Below are 20,218 nucleotides of genomic sequence, written 5' to 3'. Positions count from 1 at the left end.
CAGCGAGCGGTACCGACCAGCGGTGCTGGCCAGAGCCAATCGCATCGTCCACGGAGGCGAGTACCGGACAGTCGTCCGTCGCGGTGTGCGGTCCACAGGACCGCACACCGTCACGTATGTCCGCCGGTCCTCCGCGGGCGATCCGGCGCGGTTCGGGTTCATCGTCGCCAAGACGGTCGGCACCGCGGTGACGCGCAACACCGTCCGCCGCCGGCTCAAGGCCGTGGCGTTCGAGCTCGTCCCCGAGATCGACCCCGGCACCCAGGTCGTCGTCCGCGCGCTGCCCGGCAGCGCCGACGCCCCCTGGTCGGAGCTGCGCTCCGAGGTGTGGTCCGCGATGGCGCGAGCCGCGCGGAAGAGCGGGGCGTCCTCGTGACCGCCGTGCTCCCCCGCCGCGAGGCGCCGTTCGCCCGGCTCGGGTGGGCGATCCTCCTGCTGCCGCGGAACATCGGCGTCCTGCTCCTGATCGTCTACCGGGCGGTCGTGTCCCCTCTCTACGGGGACGTCTGCCGCTACTACCCCTCGTGCTCCGCGTACGCGCTCCAGGCGGTCCAGTTCCACGGGCTCGTCCTCGGCTCCGTCCTCGCGGCCCGCCGTCTGCTCCGCTGCCACCCGTGGGCGGCCGGCGGCATCGACGACGTCCCGACCTCGATCCCCCTGCACCGACCGGCTTCCGGCCGGACCCGCTTCGCCGTGACGCGAGCCGGGTTCGTCGTGGGCCCTCGAAAGGACTGACCCCACTCCATGGACCTCCTCGGCACGATCCTCTGGCCCCTCAAGTGGGTGGTCGAGCTGCTCCTCGTCGCCTTCCACCAGCTGCTGACCTTCACCGGCATGGAGGCGGCCGCGGGAATCACCTGGGTCCTCTCGATCGTCGGCCTGGTCATCGTCATCCGCGCCGCGCTCATCCCGATCTTCGTCAAGCAGATCAAGAGCCAGCGTCGGATGCTCGAGGTCGCGCCCCAGCTCAAGAAGATCCAGGACAAGTACAAGGGCAAGCGCGACCAGCTGTCCCGCGAGGCGATGTCCCGCGAGACCATGGAGCTCTACAAGAAGACGGGCACCAACCCGCTCGCCTCCTGCCTGCCCCTGCTGATCCAGATGCCGATCTTCTTCAGCCTGTTCTCGGTGCTGAACGCGGCGCAGCACAGCCAGAAGGGCGTGGGCCCGCTCGACGAGACGCTCGCCCGCCAGTTCGGCGAGGCGAACCTCTTCGGCGTCGCACCGCTGCACCAGTCGATCCAGGGCGCACTCGCCGAGGGCGGCCAGGAGCCGGTCATCATCATCGCGGTGATCATGGTCGTCCTGATGACGGCGTCGCAGTTCATCACGCAGCTGCAGATCGTCTCGAAGAACATGTCGCCCGAGGCGAAGGCCTCGCCGACGTTCAAGCAGCAGCGGATCCTGCTCTACATTCTCCCCCTCGTCTTCGCCTTCTCGGGCTTCGCGTTCCCCCTCGGCGTCATGTTCTACTGGCTGACCTCGAACATCTGGACGATGATCCAGCAGTTCATCGTCATCCGGAACATGCCGACCCCGGGCAGCGAGGCCGCCAAGGCCCGCGAGGAGCGCCTGCGCCGCAAGGGCAAGCTGGTCGAGGAGACCACGGCCGCCGGCGACGTCACCCTCGTCGAGAAGAAGGCCGTGCAGCGCACGCAGCCCGTGAGCAAGAACCGCTCCAAGAAGCAAGCCGGAAAGAAGTAGAGCCGCCATGACCGATCCGATGCAGACCATCACCGACGACGCGTCCGCACCCGCGGACGTGGACGCGTCCGCCGTCGACGAGGCGCCCGAGTCCACGCTCTCGCAGCTCGAGGACGAGGGCGACGTCGCCGCCGACTACATCGAGGAGTTCCTCGACATCTGCGACCTCGACGGCGACATCGACATCGAGGTCCGCAACGGCCGCGCCTACCTCTCGGTCACCGCCTCCGGCGACACGAACCTCCGGGTGCTCTCCCGCCCCGACGCCGTCCAGGCACTGCAGGAGCTGACGCGCCTGGCGGTCCAGACGAAGACCGGCGCGTTCTCCCGCCTCATCCTCGACATCGGCGGCTCCCGCGACGCCCGCGAGGCGGAGCTCGCCCAGCTGGTCGACCGCGCGATCGAGCGGATCGAGGACGGCGCCACGTCGGCCTCGCTCCCGCCCATGTCGTCGTACGAGCGCAAGCTGGTCCACGACATGGTGGGCGAGCGCGGCTTCGTGTCGGAGTCGCGCGGCGAGGCGCGCGAGCGCCACACCGTCATCACCCGCGGCTGAACGGCGTGGAGTCGACCCTCGAGGCCGAGCCCGCAGCCGCTGCGGCGATCGCCGGCGACCGCCTGCCCCTGCTGCGGCGGTTCACGGAGGCTCTCGCTGACCAGGGTGAGGAGCGCGGCCTGATCGGGCCCCTGGAGCTCCCCCGTCTCTGGACGCGGCACGTGCTCAACAGCGCCCTGGTGGCCCCTCTCCTGCGTCCGGGACTGGTGGGTGATGTCGGCAGTGGCGCGGGCCTTCCCGGGCTCGTCCTGGCCATCGTGCGGCCCGACGTTCGCTTCGTGCTCATCGAGCCGATGGAGCGTCGCGTCGTCTGGCTTCAGGAGCAGGTGGACGGACTCGGACTCGAGAATGTCTCAATTCTTCGAGTCCGTGCTGAAGAGGCGGAGCTCGCTGAGCCTCTCGACCAGGTGACCGCTCGGGCGGTCAGCGCCCTCTCGAAGCTGATCCCGCTGACCGCGCCGCTGCTGCGGCCTGGAGGCGAGCTGGTCCTGCTGAAGGGCATCAACGCCGAGAAGGAGATCGAGGCGGCGGCCAAGCAGATCCGTCGTTTCCGGCTCTCCCCGCCCGAGGTCGTCGTGCTCGGCGACGGCGTGCTCTCCGAGGTGACGAGGGTCGTCCGGGCTACAGTGGGTTGATCGCCACGACGCCGCAGTGAGCCCCCGACTCCTCGTCCGTCGACTCCTCGGTGCTGCTGTCCGTCCCACTCGCTGAGCGAAGGTTTCACGTGAAACAAACCGATTCCGCCGGTCTGACCGGAGGCTTCGATTCCTCGACTCCCCTGGCCCGGGAGATCGCGGACATGACCCGCCGGCGCGCACTGCTGAACGCCCAGCCGCTGCCCAAGCCCGAGTCGACGCGCGTCATCACGATCTCGAACCAGAAGGGCGGCGTCGGCAAGACGACGACGACCGTCAACCTCGCCGCCGGGCTCGCCCGCGGTGAGGCGAAGGTGCTCGTCATCGACCTCGATCCGCAGGGCAACGCGTCGACGGCCCTGGGCATCGAGCACCGCGCCGAGACGGCCAGCGTGTACGACGTGATCGTCAACGACACTCCCCTCGCGGACGTCGTGCAGAAGAGCCCGGAGTTCGCCTCGCTCTACGGTGTGCCGGCGACCATCCACCTGGCCGGCGCCGAGATCGAGCTGGTCTCGCTCGTCGCACGCGAGCAGCGTCTCCGCCGTGCGCTCGACCGCATGCTCGACACCATGGACGAGCCGTTCGACTACGTCTTCATCGACTGCCCGCCGTCGCTCGGTCTGCTGACCATCAACGCGTTCGTCGCCGCTCGCGAGGTGCTCATCCCGATCCAGTGCGAGTACTACGCGCTCGAGGGGCTCAGCCAGCTGCTCAAGAACATCGACCTGATCGAGCGGCACCTCAACCCGAACCTCGGTGTCTCGACGATCCTCCTGACCATGTACGACGGCCGCACCAACCTCTCCCAGCAGGTGGCAGCGGATGTCCGAGAGCACTTCCCGAAGGAGGTGCTGCGTGCGGTGATCCCACGCAACGTGAGGATCTCGGAGGCGCCGAGCTACGGACAGAGCGTGATCAGCTACGACCCGCAGTCGTCCGGTTCGCTGGCGTATCTGGAGGCGGCCGCGGAGATCGCACGACGCGGAGCTCGGAAGACACCCGAGACGGCACACGAAGGAGAGGCACGCTGATGGCGACCAAGCGCACGGGACTCGGCCGGGGGATCGGCTCGCTCATCCCGACCAGCGACGAGTCGCGCTCCCGGCCCGTCGACGTCTTCTTCCCTGATCAGGTAGGCGATTCGGCCCGTGCCGAGGAGCTCCTCGAGGTCCCCGGAGCGCGCTTGGCGCGACTCCCCCTCGCCGACATCACCCCCAACACGGCGCAGCCGCGGTCGGTGTTCGACGAGGACGACCTCGCGGAACTCGTCCACAGCATCCGCGAGTTCGGAGTGCTGCAGCCGATCGTCGTCCGGCCCGTGACGGCTCGCGGCGGAGCGAAGTACGAGCTCGTCATGGGTGAGCGCCGGTTCCGCGCCTCGAAGGCCGCGGGACTGACCACCATACCCGCGGTCGTCAAGGACACGGCCGACGAGAACATGCTCCGCGACGCGCTGCTGGAGAACCTGCACCGCGCCGACCTCAACCCGCTCGAGGAGGCGTCCGCCTACCAGCAGCTCCTCAGCGACTTCGGGATCACCCAGGAGGCCCTGGCGACGCGGCTCGGACGTTCGCGGCCGCAGATCTCGAACACGCTCCGTCTCCTGCGGCTCCCGGCCGATGTGCAGGCCCGCGTCGCTGCCGGCGTCCTGACCGCAGGACACGCGCGTGCGGTTCTGTCCCTCGACGACGTCGAGATGATGCGCCGCCTGGCCGACAAGATCGTCAACGAGGACCTGTCCGTCCGTGCCGCCGAGGCTGCCGCCGCGCAGTTGAAGGCGCCGCGGACGACCGTGCGTCCCGTGGTGGAGGAGCAGGGCGGGCACTCCGGACACCTCTCGTCGATCGCGGATCACCTCGGCGACCGGTTGAACACGCGCGTCAAGGTCACCCTGGGCGCACGTAAGGGCCAGATGGTCATCGACTTCGCCACCATCCAGGACTTGAACCGCATCCTCGCCGAGATCGGGGAGCCGACCGAGGTGTCGCTCGCTCCGTAGTGGCCGGCCTAGCGGCCGCCACTGATTCGCCGTGCGGCTGGCGTGCGCGTGCTCGCGCTGTGTTCTTGGCAGCAATCGCCGATGTGGCGGTATCCGCTCCCCTCGTCGGCACCGCGATCGCAGATCAGCACGCTTGGGGCGATCTTCGAGATGCGTTGTGAGCTGAGAATTCTCGGTTGTCGTCCTCTCTGATTGATAGGCCCTTCTGACCGGTACAGACCGATGAAGTGGTCCCAGGTTCTGCGGGGCCCTGCTGGCTCCGGTCCTGGTCGAGAATACGGCTGGTATTGCCGAACGGTGACGATCGCCGAGTATCTGGGGCATTGATCTCTGGATAGAGCAGCTCACGATGCGCCTACATGGCGGTTGAGTAGGCGTGGAGCGCCGGATCTAGGGTTGGCTGAGTTCAGACGTCGTTGACCTCGGGAGTTCATGTCGCTTTCGGTGACTCGCTGGCGGGCGCTGGACGGGTGCCTGGGCGGGTCGTACTCGATGGCGCTCTCCGCTGCCCAGGGCGACGTCATGGTCGCCGATATTCGCGTGCGCAATGTTTCACGTGAAACATTCCTACGTTGGCCGCTGAGATGAGGATCACCTCGGCTGTCCGTGCATCCCAAGTCGCCGGTGAGGAGTGCTTCTTGGACCTCCAGAAATTGGCCGGCGGGGGGCAAGCTTAGACGAAAGGCAGTATCGCTTCGTTTTCGCGGATCGATGCAGATGTGATGAGTGGGTTCGCCGAGGTTTGACGGAGGACCCCGTCGGCGGTCGCCCCCAGAGAGCACTGAAAGAGACGATGGAAAGGCCGTTTCACGTGAAACGGTCCGCTCTAGGGCGGCCTAGCCATTGAAGAGCTACGAGCTTGTCATGTAGGAGAGGAGGCCCTCGTCGGCTCGACTCGCTCCAACGGGCGCAACATTTCGGATCGAAGTTGCTCAACGGCTGCGGAAGCGTTTCACGTGAAACGCCCCTGCCGAGAACATTGGACGCCCATGCGGATCCTCGTGGGACCGACTTCGACCGCAATGCTCGAAAGAGATTGCTCGCCTGACCAGCGGAAGAGAGACACCACCCCCCCGAGGCGAAGTTGAGGTCGGAGAACCAAGCTAAAGGGATCCCTTCGGGCCGTGGGTCTCGGTACGTCGCGTTGTGGTTACTCGACCAGCATGGCGACGGGTGCCTGGTGTCGATCAGCGTCGATCGACCATGTTGTGTCTCCCCAAAGATGGCGCGGGTGGCGATCGTGGTGAGCCTCGATTCGACGCACTACTGCTCTTCACCGGTATGTCTGCGGACATGGCCAGACAGTGGGCGCGGATACATCGCTCCAGGCAACGCCCGCCAGATACCCAATGGGGGTGTCCGGGTCTCGATACGCGGCAATGCGTCTACTCGACCAGCATGACGACGAGGACCAGGTGGCGATGGATGCCCGTGGGCTTGGTGAAAAGGTGGCGGCGGGGGCGGGATGTACCACTCTGATCTGCGGATAATCGGCCGGCGCGGCGACAGATGTCTAAGGTTGGTGGGAGTCGATACGCGCCCTCGGGTTCTTCCCCGAGTTGGCACTACTGGTCTGCTGATGAAGACGTGGACCCGTTATTGAGCGGCTACTCGACCCGCATTGTAGGGAGAAGGCGGCGATAGAGGGTCCTGATCGGCCGCGACGCAATTACTCGTCTGGCATGGATTCGAGCACTCGTTCAGAACTCAGCAGCCACGTGATCAGCAGCGTACGCCCAACGGACCGTTTCACGTGAAACGGTATGGAGTCAGGAGGCTGCGAGCTTCGCGAGGGTGGAGTAGACGTCGCCGAGGTAGCGGCCGGACGCCTCGATAGCCTGGGGAACGAGCGAGGTCTCGGTCATTCCGGGAAGAACGTTCGCGTCGAAGAACCAGGGGAGTCCGGCGTCGTCGATGATGAAGTCGAGCCGCGACAGGTGGCGGAGTCCCAGCAGTTCGTGGATCGCAACGGCCACGCGGGACACCTCCTCCGTGATCTCCGGCGAGATCCGTGCCGGTGTGTAGAAGTGCGTCTCCCCCGCGTTGTAGCGCGCCTCGAAGGTGTACTGGCCGGTGACGGGTGCGATCTCGACAGGCGGCAGGGCGAAAGGACCGTCACCGAGGTTGAGAACACCGACGGAGACCTCGGTCCCCTGGATCTGCTGTTCGATGAGAACGACGTCGCCGTAGGTGTACGCCTCGACCATCGCTCGCGGGAGCTGCGACGACTCCGTCACGATGCTGACGCCCTGGGCCGAACCGCCCTGAGCGGGCTTCACCACGAGTGAGCCGGGCAGGTGCGCTTCGACCTGCTCCAGGATCCCGGTGGCTCCGAGCTCGCGGAAGGTCTCGCGGGGGAGGGTGACGGAGCGCGGGGTCGAGAAGCCCGCGCGAGCGACGAGCGTCTTCGCGGTCGGCTTGAACCAGGCCAGGCGCGCCGCGTCCGTCCGCGAGCCGACGTAGGCGAAGCCCGCCGCCTCGAGGAGCCCGAGGAGCGCACCGTCCTCACCGCTCGCCCCGTGCACCGCGGGCCAGACGACGTCGGGACGCTTCTGCAGGAGCGTCGAGAGGAGGCCGGCGTCCGGTTCGTGCAGGGAGACGCGGTGGCCCATCGCGGAGAGACGATCCGCCACGCGACGGCCCGACCGCAGGGAGACGTCGCGCTCGTGGCTGATGCCACCGCTGATGACGACGATGTCGAGTGTACGGTCGAGCACAGAGAAATCGGTCATGACCAGGGCTTTCTTATCGAAGGAGCGGTGTCAGGAGACGTTCGGCGGCAGGACGGCGTCACGCTTGCTCGCGTCGGCGTTGCTCAGCCGGCCCGTGCCCGCGAAGGTCGACAGCAGATCGAGCTCTCCGTTGATGACCGTGGCGAGGCGGCGGATGCCGTCACCGATGCGCTCCGGCGTCGGGTAGCAGAACGAGAGGCGGATGTTCTGACGTCCGTCTCCGTTGCCGTAGAACGCGGTACCCGGCGTGTACGCGACGAGCTCCTTCACTGCGCGCGGCAGCATCGCCTTGGAGTCGAGCTCCTCGGGCAGCGTGACCCAGACGTAGAAGCCGCCGTTCGGGTTCGTCCAGCTGAGGCCGGGCAGATGGGTCTGCAGGCCCTTCAGCATCGCTTCCTTCCGCTCACGATAGACGCCGCGGAAGGTGTCGATCTGTCCGCGCCAGTCGGCCGTCTCGAGGTACTTCGAGATGACCAGCTGGCTGAAGGACGACGGACTGAGGACGGCCGCCTCGTTGGCGAGGATCAGCCGCTCGCGGATCGCGTGCGGAGCGAGAGCCCAGCCCACCCGGAAGCCGGGAGCGAGCGTCTTCGAGAACGTGCCGAGGTATATCACTCCGTCCTCCTCCAGCGAGCGCATCGCCTTCGGCGGGACGTCCTCGAAGTAGAGGAGGCCGTACGGGTTGTCCTCGAGCACGAGGATTCCCTCGGACTTGCAGATCTCGAGGATCTCGACGCGGCGCTCCCAGCTGAGGGTCACGCCCGCGGGATTGTGGAAGGTGGGGATCGTGTACAGGAACTTGATCGTCTTGCCGGCGGCGCGCACGCGGGCGATGTGCTCGCGGAGGGCGGCGGGGATGAGCCCGTGCTCGTCCATCGGGACGTGCTCGACCTCGGCCTGGTACGACCGGAAGATGACCATCGCCGTGACGTAGCTGGGGCCCTCGGAGAGGACGACGTCCCCCGGGTCCAGGAACAGCTTCGAAACGAGCTCCAGGGCGTGCTGAGAGCCCGTGGTGACCACGATGTCGTCCGCGCTGGCGGAGATGCCCTCGAGGGCCATGACGTCGAGGATCTGCTCGCGCAGGACGGGGACGCCCTGGCCCGACCCGTACTGCAGCGCGACGGGCCCCTGCTCCCGCATCACTGTGTCGATGGCGCCGGTCACCAGGTCCTGGGGGAGCGCGGACACGAACGGCATGCCGCCGGCGAGCGAGACCACTTCGGGGCGTGACGCGACGGCGAACAGGGCTCGAACCTCGCTGGCGGCCAGACCGGCCGTGCGCTCCGCATAGGAGTTGTACCAGGGGTCGAGGTTGGTGCCGCGGTTGGTCACGATGGTTCCGCTTCGCTCGGTGGACAGGGTCTCTCCGGCCAGAGCCGGGTGGATCCACAGTACCGGCCGGTCCTGTGCTGCGGCGGGGCGGTCGGGCGCCACCGCAGGGAGCGTGGCCTGCGTCCCAGCGGGGCTGTTTCACGTGAAACAGCCCCGCTGGGACGAGGAGAGCCCCCGTCACGACGTGACAGGGGCTCTCGGAGACCGCAGAGGGCGGTCAGGGGTGTGAACTCAGAGGAACGCGGCCAGGTCGGCCTCGAGGGCCGGCTTCGGCTTGGCGCCGATGACGGTCTTCACGACCTCGCCCTTCTGGTAGACCTTCATCGCCGGGATCGACGTGATCTGGTACTTCGCAGCGGTCTGCGGGTTCTCGTCGACGTTCAGCTTGACGATCTCGATCTTGTCGCCGTGCTCGGCCGAGATCTGGTCGAGGATCGGTGCGACCATGCGGCAGGGGCCGCACCACTCGGCCCAGAAGTCGACCAGGACGGTCTTCTCGGAGTCGAGGACGTCGGACTGGAACGATGCGTCGGTGACGCTCTTCGCGGTGGACATGGTGTTTTCTCCTTCACGAGTCGGCGGGCTGCCGGCTCCGATGTGCGATGACCGGACGGTCAGCGGGTGATGAGCTCGGCCCGGGGTGAGCCTTCGGTGTGGGCGGTGCCATCGGCGAGCGAAGCGAGGTAGTGCTCCGCGTCGAGGGCGGCGACCGTTCCGGATGCCGCGGCGGTGACGGCCTGACGGTAGGTCGGGTCGATCACGTCGCCCGCGGCGAAGACGCCGGGAACGGAGGTCTGGGAGGAGCGGCCGACCACCGAGATGGTGCCCTCGGTGGTGAGGTCGAGCTTGCCGTGCACGACGTGCGTGCGCGGGTCGTTGCCGATCGCGATGAACAGGCCGTCGAGGTCGAGGTGGGACTCGGTGCCGTCGACCGTGTCGCGCAGCTTCACGCCGTCCACGTGGTTCTCGCCGGTGATGCCGGTGACCTCGGCGTTCCAGATGAACTCGATCCTGTCGTTGTCGAAGGCGCGCTTCTGCATGACCTTCGAGGCGCGGAGCGAGTCCTTGCGGTGGATCACGTAGACCTTCGCGGCGTGCTTGGTGAGGAAGGTCGCCTCCTCCATGGCGGAGTCGCCTCCGCCGACGACGGCGATTGTCTTGCCCTTGAAGAAGAAGCCGTCGCAGGTGGCGCACCACGAGACACCGTGTCCCGATAGGCGGTCCTCGTCGTGGAGGCCCAGCTTGCGGTACGCGGATCCGGTCGCGACGACGACGGTCTTCGCCTCGATGCTCTCGCCGGAGCCGAGGTGGACGGTCTTGACCTCGCCCTCGAGATCGAGGGAGGTGACGTCGTCGTAGAAGGTCTCGGCGCCGAACTTCTCGGCCTGCGCCTGCATCGAGGTCATCAGCTCGGGGCCGAGGACGCCGTCGGGGAAGCCGGGGAAGTTCTCGACGTCCGTCGTGTTCATCAGGTCGCCGCCGATCTCGACCGACGAGGCCACGACCACCGGGTGCAGCTCGGCGCGCGCCGCGTAGATGGCGGCGGTCCAGCCGGCGGGGCCGGATCCGATGATGACGATGTCGCGCACGGCAACTCCTCGGGGTCTGTACGAGCGGTGACGGGTGGGGCGGGAGCCGAGCACCCGGAGCCGGTCGCTCGAATCGTTCCGCGGCTCCGTGGGCTACAACACATCCTAGGCGGGCACTATTCCGCGGGCCCGGGAGTGCCGGTCGTGCCACGCGCCGCTCGATGCAGCAGCCCAAGAAATGCACTCTGACCAGGCTTTTACCGGAGCAGCATCAGCGGCCCAGTCGGCGGAGCACCGGAGCGAGGACGGCGCGCAGCTCCGGCACCCGGAGGAACCAGAGGACCGCGAAGTAGACGAGCGCCATCACGGTGCCGATCGCGGCCATCGAGAGCAGCGGCTCCACGTAGTTCGAGACGGCGAAACCGCCCGCGCGCGTGCCACCGAGGGCGACCAGGACGCCGTAGCCGGCGGCGGCGGAGGGCACCGCGGCGAGGACGAACTGCGCGAGCCTGACGAGGATCCGCCTGCCTCCGCGGCCGCCGAGCCGGCGGCGCAGGAGGAGGGCCGCCACGAGGGCCTGCACGCAGATGCCGAGCGAGGTCGCAGCGGCGATGCCGACGGCGGTGCGGTCGGCGGGGAGCCGGAGCACGATCAGGTACCCGGCGACCGCCACGACGACCTGCACCAGGGTGAACAGGAACGGCCGCGCTCCGTCGCTCAGGGCGTAGAACGCGCGCTGCATGATGGCGATCGAGGAGAACAGCGGCAGGGCGATCACGTAGGCCATGGCGATCGCTCCGATGGCCTTCGCGTCCGCGAACGAGTCGGTGAAGACGGAGCCGAACGGCACCGCGACCACGACGATCGCGGCGGCGGCGAAGACAAGCATCATCAGCACCAGGCGGAGCGAGGTGGAGACGTCCGAGCGGAACTCCTTCATCTCCCCCCGCGCGGTGTGGCCGCTCATCTTGGTGAAGTACGCCATGGCGATCGAGATCGCGATGACCGAGTGGGGCAGCATGAAGATCAGCCACGCCTTCTGCAGCGCCGCGGCCGAGGGCCCCTCGCCGGACGCGGTGGAGGAGACCTGGCTCTCGACGATGCCGGCGACGATGGTCAGCAGCACCGTGGCGAACGACCACAGCGACATCCGCCCGGCCGTGCCGAGACCGACGCCCCGGAAGCGGAAGTCGGGGCGGTAGCTGAGGCCGACCCTCCGCCAGAAGAGCATCAGGAACAGCGACTGGACGACGATGCCCAGTGTCGCGCTCCCGCCGAGGAGGGTGACCATCGCCGGGGACCACGAGTCGACCGGACGGTTCCCCTCCGGATCGGCGCCGAACAGCACCATGAAGGCGACGAGCCCGGCGATCACCACGACGTTGTTCAGCACGGGCGCCCAGGTGAAGGGGCCGAACGAGCCGCGGGCGTTGAGCACCTCGCCGAGGATCGTGAAGAGGCCGTAGAAGAAGACCTGCGGCAGGCACCAGAACGCGAAGGCGACGGCCAGCTGGTACTGCTCCGGTCCGTAGCCGGGCGCGTAGAGGCGCACGAGCAGGGGAGCGAGGACCGTGGCGGCGATCGTGGTCACCAGGAGCAGGCCGAGCGCCAGGGTCAGCAGGCGGTTGATGTAGCCGCGGCCGCCGTCGGCGTCGAGGCCCGCCCGCACGATCTGCGGGACGAGGACGGCGTTCAGAGCGCCGCCCGCGATGATCGAGTAGATCGTGTTGGGCAGCAGGTTCGCCGTCGTGAAGGCGTCCGCGCCCGGCGCGACCGCGGCTCCGATCGTGTTCGCCATGACGATCGACATGATGAAGCCGAGGATCCGCGAGACCATCGTGCCGGAGGCGAGGACGGCGCTCGCGCGTCCGAGGGAGAAGCTAGCCACGCGGGTCCGATCGCTGGTCGTCGAGATCGGGCTGGACCTCGAGCACGGCGTTCGGGTCCTCCTCGTCCTCAGGGGTGTCGCCTCGACGGCGACGGCGGATGTTGCGGAGGATGCCGGCTCCGAAGACGACGACGAGCGCGATCCCGATGACCAGGGTGCCGACGGTCTCCCAGTCGGCGCGGACGCTGGTCGTCATGCCCGTGGGGGTGCCGATGGGGACGCCCTGCGCCGAGGTCAGCTGCAGGCCGAGGCTCGTCTCGCCGTTGCCGACCCGGGCCTTCACGGGGATGAGGACGCGGCCCTGCGAGCGGGCGTCGATCTCGGTGGTCTCGATCGCCTCCTCGTCGATGTCGAGGACGGCGTTCGAGGTCGAGGCCTGGATGCGGACGGCGATCGGCCAGGGGAGCTCGTTGCGGACGTACACGGGGATGCTCGAGTCGCGGGAGACCTGCAGGATGCTGCCGGTCGCGTCGATCGACACCAGCGAGAGCGTCCGGTCGGCCTCGGTCATGGCCGCGCCGACGGCGTCGCCCCAGCCGCTGCCGTCTCCGCGCCAGGTCACCGAGAGCAGCGCCAGCACGTCGTTGCGGCTCTTGCCCGAGAGCAGCTCCGGCTCCTGCAGCACGGAGGAGAACGCCTCGACCTCGGAGCCGGCGTCGAGCAGGTCGCGCACCCGGTCGAGCCGCGACTCCGACTCCGGCGAGTCGACGACGCTCGCGCCCTCGGTCGCGGGGACGGCGAGGGCGGTGGAGAGGGCGACTCCGCGGGCCCAGGGCAGCGACTCGATCGCGTCGAGGGTCTCGGAGAGGCGCGCGGCGCCGATCGCCGAGCCGCGGCCGAGGGTGAGCACGACGTCCGGCGCGGTCCCCTCCTCCTGCACCTCGGCGAGATCGGTGGCGATCTCGGACATGCGGGCGCGCCACTCGGTGTCGTCGGTGGCGGTGGCGGCCGCGTCGAACGCCTCGGTGAGGCGCGAGTCGGCCACCACCAGGTCCGAGTCGCCGACGGTGGCGCGCGAGGTCGTGGTCACCTCCTCCGGCAGCAGGAGACCGGAGGAGGGGACGACCGTGCGGTTCATGCCGCTGGCCGCGTAGACGTCGAGGTCCGACCCGCGGAGGGTGCCCTCGTCGGGCCAGGCGACGCTGCCGAGGGAGGTGCTCCAGTCGGAGGCGAGCAGCGACTCGGTGCTCGGACGCGCCGGCAGGTCCTCGGCCGGCTGGTCGGAGTCGACGGCGACCGTGGGCGCCGGGCTGGCGGTGCCGGGGACCGCGGCGAAGCGGGTGTCGTCGATCGCGTACTCGAAGGAGGTGGGTGAGAGGAGCGCGGAAAGCCCGGCCTGCGCCTGGGCCGAGACGTCGGCGTCGGCGTACGGCAGGGCGAAGCGCTCGTTCGGCACGGACTGCAGCCGGTCGAGCCAGTCGAGGGCGGACTCCGGAGCGGCGCTGCCGAGAATGCGGATCGAAGCGAGGATGCGCGGGTCGACCCCGATCGTGACGCCCTTCCCCGCGACCGCGTCGAGCTGCCGGGTGAGGGTCCCCGTGCCGTCGGTGTAGTCGGCGAGGGCCTCGGCCGAGAGCAGGCCGTCGGCCGTGTCCGGGACGGTGAGCGGGACGAGGACGCTGACGCCGGTCTCGCGCTCCGGGGCCACCGCGTCGTCGGTCAGCTCGACGGCGGTGCGGGCGGTCGAGACGACACCACCCGGACCGGTGACCGTGACGAGGACGGCGTGGGTGCCGAGCGCGGTCCGGTCGTTGGAGAAGGGGATCTGGTCGACCGGCACGGTGAGGCCGGCCTCGGCGGTGCTGGAGGGCAGCAGGCGCAGCTGGGCGGTCGCACGGACCGGGTCGGTGTCGTTGTCGGCCTCGGCGTCGAGCCAGTCGTGCAGCTCCGCGCGGGTGTCGAGGGTGGCGTAGGAGAGGGCGACCGTCACGTCGGCGCTGTCGATCGCCTCGGTGGTGCCGTTGCGCACGGCGATCGAGAGCTCGAGGTCCTGGCCGGGCCGCAGGACGCCGTCACTGCCGACCCCGGCGGTCGTGGTGACGGTGCCGGGAGCGGGCGTCGAGGTCGCCGTCGCGGCGGTGACCGGGGCCGCGAGGGCGGGGGAGGCCACGCCGGTCAGGCCGAGCGCGAGGGCGGCAGCACCTGCCGAGCGGAGCAGGAGGAGGGCCGCCCGCGAGCGGCGGGAGCGGAGGGAGGGGTCGCGCCGATGCATCGGACTCACTCGGCCTCCATGCGGGTGATTCTACGGGCAGCCCTCCTCGGGGCAGGCGGTGCGTCCGCTGTGCAGGCGGTTCCCCCGCGTAACCCCCTGGCACGGTCACCCGCTGACGGGACACCCCCCGCCACTAGGATCGTGCGAATGCACAGCGTCCAGACCGCTCTCGAGACCCTCCGCGCGCTCGCGGGGACGCCCACGGTGGCGCGGCTGGCGGAGGCGTTCGCAGCCCAGGGCCACGAGCTCGCGCTGGTCGGCGGCCCGGTCCGCGACGCCTTCCTCGGCCACGGCGTGCACGACCTCGACTTCACCACCTCCGCACGCCCCGACGACATCGTGCGGATCGTCGCTCCGATCGCCGAGGCGCACTGGGACATCGGCCGGGCCTTCGGCACGATCGGCGCTCGCGTGGCCGGCGAGACGGTCGAGATCACGACCTACCGCAGCGACAGCTACGACGGGGTGAGCCGCAAGCCCGAGGTCGAGTTCGGCGACTCGCTCGAGGGCGACCTGGTGCGGCGCGACTTCACGGTCAACGCGATGGCGCTGCGGCTCCCGGAGGTCGTCCTCGTCGATCCCTCGGGAGGAGTGGAGGACCTGCTCGCCGGCCGGCTGCGCACCCCCTCCCCCGCCGACCTCTCCTTCGGCGACGATCCGCTCCGGATGCTCCGCGGCGCGCGCTTCACCTCGCAGCTCGGCTTCCGCACCACCGACGAGGTCGAGTGGGCGATGGCCGAGCTCGCCGGACGGATCGACGACGTCTCGGCGGAGCGCGTGCAGGAGGAGCTGCGGAAGCTCCTCGCGACCGCCACGCCCCGTGCCGGCCTGGAGCTGCTCGTCGACACCGGTCTGGCCGGTCGCTTCCTCCCGGAGCTGCCCGCGCTGCGCCTGGAGCAGGACGAGCACCACCACCACAAGGACGTCTACACCCACAGCCTCACCGTGCTGGAGCAGGCGATCGCGCTGGAGGAGTCGCGGCACCCCGGAGCCGCGCCCGACGTCGTGCTGCGGCTCGCCGCCCTCCTGCACGACATCGGGAAGCCGGCCACGCGGCGGCTCGAGCCGGGCGGAGCGGTGAGCTTCCACCACCACGACCTGGTCGGCTCCAAGCTCGCGATCAAGCGGATGCGCGCACTGAAGTTCGACAACCAGACGACGAAGGACGTGGCCCGCCTCATCGAGCTGCACCTGCGCTTCTTCGGGTACACGGACGGCGCGTGGACCGACTCCGCGGTGCGCCGCTACGTGACCGACGCCGGGCACCTGCTCGAGCGGCTGCACATCCTCACCCGCGCCGACGTGACCACGCGCAACCGCCGCAAGGCCGACCGGCTCGCGCACGCCTACGACGACCTCGAGGCGCGCATCGCGGAGCTCGCCGAGAAGGAGGAGCTCGCCTCCAAGCGCCCCGACCTCGACGGCACGCGGATCATGGAGATCCTCGGCCTCGCGCCGGGCCCCGAGGTCGGGCAGGCGTACCGGTTCCTGTTGGAGCTGCGGCTCGAGGAGGGTCCGCTCGGCGAGGAGGTCGCGACGCAGCGGCTCCGCGAGTGGTGGGCGTCGCGCTGAGGCGCTGAGCCGGGCCCCGTGCTCGCCTCGCCCTGCGCCCGGGATGGTGCGCCTCGAGCGGATCCGTCCGGCGCGTCGCGGCGGTCCTGTTGTAGTCTGTACAGGTTGTCCACGACCAGACGCACTCGCGTCCGCGGGAGTGGGCAGATGCTACATACCCTCCTGTCACGGAAATACCGTGGCCGTTCAGTCCGAAGGAGGTGGGTTAGTGACGCATCAGTACGAGATCATGGTCATCCTGGACCCCGAGATCGATGAGCGCACCGTCGCTCCGAGTCTCGACAAGTTCCTCAACGTCATCCGCACCGATGGTGGATCCATCGACAAGGTCGACGTCTGGGGCCGCCGTCGTCTGGCGTACGAGATCAACAAGAAGTCCGAGGGCATCTACGCCGTCGTCGACTTCACGTCGACCTCCGCCGCAGCGAACGAGCTCGACCGTCAGCTGAAGCTGTCCGAGGCCGTCATGCGCACCAAGGTGCTGCGGGCCGAAGAGGGCATCGCCCAGGTCGCGGCCGCCGCGAAGCTCGCCGACGAGAAGGCCGCCCGCAAGGCCGCCAAGGCCTCGGCCGCTCCCAAGGCGTAGCGCTCATGGCCGGCGAGACGATCATCACCGTGGTGGGGAACCTCACCGCCGACCCCGAGCTGCGCTACACGCAGGGCGGGCTCGCGGTCGCGAACTTCACCATCGCCTCCACGCCGCGCACCTTCGACCGTCAGGCGAACGACTGGAAGGACGGCGAAGCGCTGTTCCTCCGCGCCTCCGTCTGGCGCGAGTTCGCCGAGAACGTCGCAGGAACGCTGACCAAGGGCAGCCGCGTCATCGCGACCGGCCGCCTGAAGCAGCGCTCCTACGAGACGAAGGAAGGCGAGAAGCGCACCAGCATCGAGCTCGAGATCGACGAGATCGGGCCCTCGCTGCGCTACGCGACCGCGCAGGTCACGCGCGCCTCCGGTGGAGGCGGACGCGGCCAGGCCGGTGGCGGCCAGGGCAACGGCGGTCAGATCGGCGGCGGCCAGGGCGGCTTCGGCGGCGGCGGTCAGGGGGGCTCCGGCAACGCCGGCGGCAACCGTGGCGGTCAGGCCGAGGAGCCGTGGGCGCCGAGCGCTCCCGCCGGTGGCGACGTGTGGAGCACGCCGGGCAGCTACAACGACGAGACGCCGTTCTGAGCCTCGGCTCGGACGCTCTCCTCACCTGAATCACGCCTCCCCCGCACCGCGATCGCTCGCGGCGGGGCAGGGGCGAACCAGAATCTAAGGAAACCACTATGGCTGGAAAGAGCAGCGGCGACCGCCGCAAGCCGATCCGCGGCAAGGGCGCGAAGAACGCGGCCCCCGCGAAGTCGGTCCGCGTGGGTGTCATCGACTACAAGGACGTCGCGACCCTCCGCAAGTTCATCTCGGAGCGCGGGAAGATCCGCGCCCGTCGTATCACCGGCGTCTCCGTTCAGGAGCAGCGCCTCATCGCCCGTGCCGTCAAGAACGCCCGCGAGATGGCGCTCCTGCCCTACGCCGGCAGCGGAAGGTAGGTAACGGTATGTCCAAGGTCATCCTGACCCACGAGGTCGACGGACTCGGCTCGGCCGGCGACGTCGTCGACGTGAAGAACGGGTTCGCCCGCAACTACCTCATCCCGCAGGGCTTCGGCGTCGCGTGGACCCGCGGTGGCGAGAAGCAGGTCGAGCAGATCAAGTCGGCGCGAGCCGCTCGTGAGCACAAGACCATCGAAGAGGCCCAGCACACCAAGCAGGTCCTCGAGGCCAACCGCGTGAAGCTGACGGTCAAGGCCGGCAAGGACGGCCGCCTGTTCGGCTCGGTGAAGACCTCCGACATCGCGAACGCGGTGGCGGCGGCCGGATTCGGCGAACTCGACAAGCGCAAGATCGTCATCTCGAACGCGATCAAGCACGTCGGCGAGCACGAGGCCGTGGTGCGTCTGCGCGACGACATCCAGGCCACTGTGAAGCTGCAGGTGGTCGCGGCCAAGTAAGGCCGCGAGAACGCCGCGGAGGGCGGTGCGACGGGACTTCCGAGTCCCCTCGCACCGCCCTTCGTCGTTCCCGTTCTCCACAGCTCCATCCACATACACCCTTCAGCGGGACCAACCTTCACTGTGGTCTTGAGACTCTTTCCCCCACACACCTGTGGAAAGCGGTGAATGCCTGGTCAGGGCCCAGAAAAAACTTGCCGACGGCCGCTGTTCCCACAGGGTTGTGCACATGTTGCCCACAGTGGGCCCGGCGTTTCCCCTCGGTTCTGCACAGCTCTCTCCACAGGGCGGTTTGCGTGCCGCGGGCGGCGGTCCGTAGGGTGGCGCAGCGCCCCGCGAGGGGTGCGGGCAGGCGCCCGTGCGCCGCTGTCGGAGGTCGCTGGTAGACCGGATCCCGGCACCGGCTCGACCGGACGCGCAGCACCCGACAGGAGGAGGCGAAGGCATGACGATCGCGCACCTGGCGGTACCCGGCTCGGACGGACGGGACGGTCGCGGAGACCGCGGCGAGTCGCGCGGGAACGAGCGGACCCCTCCGCACGACCTCCTCGCCGAGCAGTCGGCGCTGGGCGGCATGCTGCTCTCGAAGGACGCGGTCGCCGATGTCGTCGAGAGCGTCAAGGGCACCGACTTCTACATCCCCAAGCACGAGATCGTCTTCGACGCGATCCTCGCCCTCTACTCGCACGGCGAGCCGACCGACGTCATCGCGGTCACCGACGAGCTCACGAAGCAGGGCGAGCTGCAGCGGGCCGGCGGCGCCGACTACCTGCACACGCTCACCTCGATGGTCCCCACCGCGGCCAACGCCGGGTACTACGCCTCCATCGTCGCCGAGCGCGCTCTGCTGCGCCGCCTCGTCGAGGCGGGCACCCGCATCGCGCAGATGGGCTACCAGGGCGAGGGCGAGGTGCTCGACCTGGTCAACACGGCGCAGGCCGAGATCTACAACGTCACCGGCTCCGAGACGGCGGAGGACTACGTCCCGCTGACCGATGCGGTGACCGTCGCGATCGACGAGATCGAGGCGGCCGCTCACAAGGACGGCAGCTTCACCGGCGTCCCCACCGGCTTCGCCGACCTCGACGACCTGACCAACGGCTTCCACGCCGGGCAGATGATCATCGTCGCCGCGCGCCCCGCGCTCGGAAAGTCGACGCTGGCGCTCGATTTCGCCCGCGCCGCCGCGATCAAGCACAACATGGCCACGATCTTCTTCTCCCTCGAGATGGGGCGCAGCGAGATCGCGATGCGCCTCCTCTCGGCCGAGGCGTCCGTGCCGCTGCAGCACATGCGGAAGGGCACGGTCGACCAGCGCGACTGGACGACCATCGCCTCCACCCGCGGCCGGATCAACGACGCGCCGCTCTACATCGACGACTCGCCCAACATGACCCTCGTCGAGATCCGGGCGAAGTGCCGCCGGCTCAAGCAGCGGGTCGGGCTCAAGATGGTCGTCATCGACTACCTGCAGCTGATGACCTCCGGGAAGAAGGTCGAGAGCCGCCAGCAGGAGGTCTCGGAGTTCTCCCGTGCCCTCAAGCTCCTCGCGAAGGAGCTGCAGGTGCCGGTCATCGCGCTCTCGCAGCTGAACCGAGGCCCCGAGCAGCGCGCCGACAAGCTCCCCGCCATCTCGGACCTCCGCGAGTCCGGCTCGATCGAGCAGGACGCCGACATGGTGATCCTCCTGCACCGCGAGAGCGCCTACGAGAAGGACAACCCGCGCGCGGGCGAGGCCGACCTCATCGTCGCCAAGCACCGCAACGGCCCGACCCGCACGGTCACTGTGGGCTTCCACGGCCACTTCTCGCGCTTCGCCGACATCCCGGCGGTCTGACGTGTGCTACCGACAGGGGCGAATCCCGGTCATGATCTTCCCAATTTGACCTACTCAGTGCGAGGTGCATGTAAGGGCACCGAGGCAAGACCGAACTGCGGCTGGAACCGTACTGTTCAGCGTTCCGTGCAATAGCATCGATGACGGCAGACTGCTTCCGATCGCGTCCGAATACAATCGGCGTCGGATCGATCTCGGCCACTCCCCACACTTGCCGGTGAGCCAA

19 protein-coding genes are annotated in these 20,218 nt (G+C 68.9%); 13 read left to right on the top strand and 6 right to left on the bottom strand.

Translation table 11 applies throughout. The features are described 5' to 3' along the window. The first annotated feature begins 22 nt into the window (after positions 1-22). The 7 genes from rnpA to C5C99_RS00730 all read left to right on the top strand — a co-directional run bounded on the left by rnpA (position 23) and on the right by C5C99_RS00730 (position 4,897). Positions 23-376 carry a ribonuclease P protein component gene (rnpA, locus tag C5C99_RS00760; RefSeq protein WP_104222680.1) on the top strand — a complete coding sequence of 118 codons (354 nt, stop codon included), beginning with the start codon at positions 23-25 and terminating at the stop codon, positions 374-376. Next, positions 373-735, top strand: a complete 363-nt coding sequence (gene yidD / locus C5C99_RS00755) for a membrane protein insertion efficiency factor YidD (protein ID WP_374953717.1) — start codon at positions 373-375, stop codon at positions 733-735. The genes rnpA and yidD overlap by 4 nt, the downstream gene beginning before the upstream one ends. 9 nt (positions 736-744) lie before the next feature. Continuing rightward, complete coding sequence (yidC, locus tag C5C99_RS00750; RefSeq protein ID WP_104222681.1) at positions 745-1,704, top strand: membrane protein insertase YidC; 960 nt, start codon at positions 745-747, stop codon at positions 1,702-1,704. Between the two features lie 7 nt (positions 1,705-1,711). Next, complete coding sequence (locus C5C99_RS00745; RefSeq protein ID WP_244229531.1) at positions 1,712-2,260, top strand: R3H domain-containing nucleic acid-binding protein; 549 nt, start codon at positions 1,712-1,714, stop codon at positions 2,258-2,260. A 5-nt stretch (positions 2,261-2,265) separates the two neighbouring features. Next, on the top strand, positions 2,266-2,895 hold the full coding sequence (gene rsmG / locus C5C99_RS00740) for a 16S rRNA (guanine(527)-N(7))-methyltransferase RsmG (RefSeq protein WP_181065634.1): 630 nt from the start codon (positions 2,266-2,268) through the stop codon (positions 2,893-2,895). 164 nt (positions 2,896-3,059) lie between these two features. Then, positions 3,060-3,929 (top strand): ParA family protein, encoded by an 870-nt coding sequence (locus C5C99_RS00735; RefSeq protein WP_104247021.1) that lies wholly within the window; start codon positions 3,060-3,062, stop codon positions 3,927-3,929. Further along, complete coding sequence (locus C5C99_RS00730) at positions 3,929-4,897, top strand: ParB/RepB/Spo0J family partition protein (protein WP_104339443.1); 969 nt, start codon at positions 3,929-3,931, stop codon at positions 4,895-4,897. The genes C5C99_RS00735 and C5C99_RS00730 overlap by 1 nt, the downstream gene beginning before the upstream one ends. A 1,769-nt stretch (positions 4,898-6,666) precedes the next feature. On the opposite strand, the gene C5C99_RS00725 is transcribed toward C5C99_RS00730, so the two are convergent. From C5C99_RS00725 to C5C99_RS00700, 6 genes are all read right to left on the bottom strand, one after another. Further along, positions 6,667-7,629 (bottom strand): ATP-grasp domain-containing protein, encoded by a 963-nt coding sequence (locus C5C99_RS00725; protein ID WP_104339442.1) that lies wholly within the window; start codon positions 7,627-7,629, stop codon positions 6,667-6,669. A 30-nt stretch (positions 7,630-7,659) separates the two neighbouring features. Beyond that, the gene (locus tag C5C99_RS00720; RefSeq protein WP_104233029.1) at positions 7,660-8,964 is read right to left on the bottom strand and encodes a PLP-dependent aminotransferase family protein; all 1,305 of its coding nucleotides are present in this window, start codon (positions 8,962-8,964) and stop codon (positions 7,660-7,662) included. Between the two features lie 231 nt (positions 8,965-9,195). Next, positions 9,196-9,519: a thioredoxin gene (gene trxA, locus C5C99_RS00715; protein ID WP_104222687.1), complete on the bottom strand. Its 324-nt coding sequence runs from the start codon at positions 9,517-9,519 to the stop codon at positions 9,196-9,198. A gap of 59 nt (positions 9,520-9,578) precedes the next feature. Continuing rightward, positions 9,579-10,553, bottom strand: coding sequence for a thioredoxin-disulfide reductase (trxB, locus tag C5C99_RS00710; RefSeq protein WP_104222688.1), 975 nt, complete (start codon positions 10,551-10,553; stop codon positions 9,579-9,581). 211 nt (positions 10,554-10,764) lie between these two features. Continuing rightward, on the bottom strand, positions 10,765-12,381 hold the full coding sequence (gene murJ, locus C5C99_RS00705; protein ID WP_258063253.1) for a murein biosynthesis integral membrane protein MurJ: 1,617 nt from the start codon (positions 12,379-12,381) through the stop codon (positions 10,765-10,767). Beyond that, on the bottom strand, positions 12,374-14,593 hold the full coding sequence (locus tag C5C99_RS00700) for a DUF6049 family protein (RefSeq protein ID WP_104339441.1): 2,220 nt from the start codon (positions 14,591-14,593) through the stop codon (positions 12,374-12,376). The genes murJ and C5C99_RS00700 overlap by 8 nt, the downstream gene beginning before the upstream one ends. Before the next feature lie 147 nt (positions 14,594-14,740). Here C5C99_RS00700 and C5C99_RS00695 point away from each other — a divergent pair, with 147 nt between their 5' ends. The 6 genes from C5C99_RS00695 to dnaB all read left to right on the top strand — a co-directional run bounded on the left by C5C99_RS00695 (position 14,741) and on the right by dnaB (position 19,992). Further along, a complete protein-coding gene (locus tag C5C99_RS00695) occupies positions 14,741-16,165 on the top strand; it encodes a CCA tRNA nucleotidyltransferase (protein ID WP_104268811.1) in 1,425 nt (474 codons plus the stop codon). 208 nt (positions 16,166-16,373) lie between these two features. Next, on the top strand, positions 16,374-16,751 hold the full coding sequence (gene rpsF / locus C5C99_RS00690; protein WP_068207796.1) for a 30S ribosomal protein S6: 378 nt from the start codon (positions 16,374-16,376) through the stop codon (positions 16,749-16,751). Positions 16,752-16,756: 5 nt separating this feature from the next. Then, a complete protein-coding gene (locus C5C99_RS00685) occupies positions 16,757-17,335 on the top strand; it encodes a single-stranded DNA-binding protein (RefSeq protein ID WP_104222691.1) in 579 nt (192 codons plus the stop codon). A gap of 98 nt (positions 17,336-17,433) precedes the next feature. Then, positions 17,434-17,694 carry a 30S ribosomal protein S18 gene (rpsR, locus tag C5C99_RS00680; RefSeq protein WP_055784551.1) on the top strand — a complete coding sequence of 87 codons (261 nt, stop codon included), beginning with the start codon at positions 17,434-17,436 and terminating at the stop codon, positions 17,692-17,694. An 8-nt stretch (positions 17,695-17,702) separates the two neighbouring features. Beyond that, complete coding sequence (rplI, locus tag C5C99_RS00675; RefSeq protein WP_104222692.1) at positions 17,703-18,155, top strand: 50S ribosomal protein L9; 453 nt, start codon at positions 17,703-17,705, stop codon at positions 18,153-18,155. Between the two features lie 445 nt (positions 18,156-18,600). Further along, complete coding sequence (dnaB, locus tag C5C99_RS00670) at positions 18,601-19,992, top strand: replicative DNA helicase (protein ID WP_104225797.1); 1,392 nt, start codon at positions 18,601-18,603, stop codon at positions 19,990-19,992. Positions 19,993-20,218: the final 226 nt, after the last annotated feature.

The sequence above is a fragment of the Rathayibacter sp. AY1C4 genome (assembly GCF_002932195.1).
In the GTDB taxonomy this organism is placed as follows: domain Bacteria; phylum Actinomycetota; class Actinomycetes; order Actinomycetales; family Microbacteriaceae; genus Rathayibacter.
Note: the sequence above shows the minus strand (reverse complement) of the source record. Positions and strands in the feature narration are given on the sequence as shown.

What these genes read in the sequence shown, in the direction of transcription:
- yidC (WP_104222681.1), top strand. Translation starts at nt 745, where the DNA reads ATGGACCTCCTCGGCACGATCCTCTGGCCCCTCAAGTGGGTGGTCGAG.
- C5C99_RS00745 (WP_244229531.1), top strand. Translation starts at nt 1,712, where the DNA reads ATGACCGATCCGATGCAGACCATCACCGACGACGCGTCCGCACCCGCG.
- C5C99_RS00735 (WP_104247021.1), top strand. Translation starts at nt 3,060, where the DNA reads ATGACCCGCCGGCGCGCACTGCTGAACGCCCAGCCGCTGCCCAAGCCC.
- C5C99_RS00730 (WP_104339443.1), top strand. Translation starts at nt 3,929, where the DNA reads ATGGCGACCAAGCGCACGGGACTCGGCCGGGGGATCGGCTCGCTCATC.
- C5C99_RS00725 (WP_104339442.1), bottom strand. Translation starts at nt 7,629, where the DNA reads ATGACCGATTTCTCTGTGCTCGACCGTACACTCGACATCGTCGTCATC.
- trxA (WP_104222687.1), bottom strand. Translation starts at nt 9,519, where the DNA reads ATGTCCACCGCGAAGAGCGTCACCGACGCATCGTTCCAGTCCGACGTC.
- C5C99_RS00700 (WP_104339441.1), bottom strand. Translation starts at nt 14,593, where the DNA reads ATGCATCGGCGCGACCCCTCCCTCCGCTCCCGCCGCTCGCGGGCGGCC.
- C5C99_RS00695 (WP_104268811.1), top strand. Translation starts at nt 14,741, where the DNA reads ATGCACAGCGTCCAGACCGCTCTCGAGACCCTCCGCGCGCTCGCGGGG.
- C5C99_RS00685 (WP_104222691.1), top strand. Translation starts at nt 16,757, where the DNA reads ATGGCCGGCGAGACGATCATCACCGTGGTGGGGAACCTCACCGCCGAC.
- rpsR (WP_055784551.1), top strand. Translation starts at nt 17,434, where the DNA reads ATGGCTGGAAAGAGCAGCGGCGACCGCCGCAAGCCGATCCGCGGCAAG.
- rplI (WP_104222692.1), top strand. Translation starts at nt 17,703, where the DNA reads ATGTCCAAGGTCATCCTGACCCACGAGGTCGACGGACTCGGCTCGGCC.
- dnaB (WP_104225797.1), top strand. Translation starts at nt 18,601, where the DNA reads ATGACGATCGCGCACCTGGCGGTACCCGGCTCGGACGGACGGGACGGT.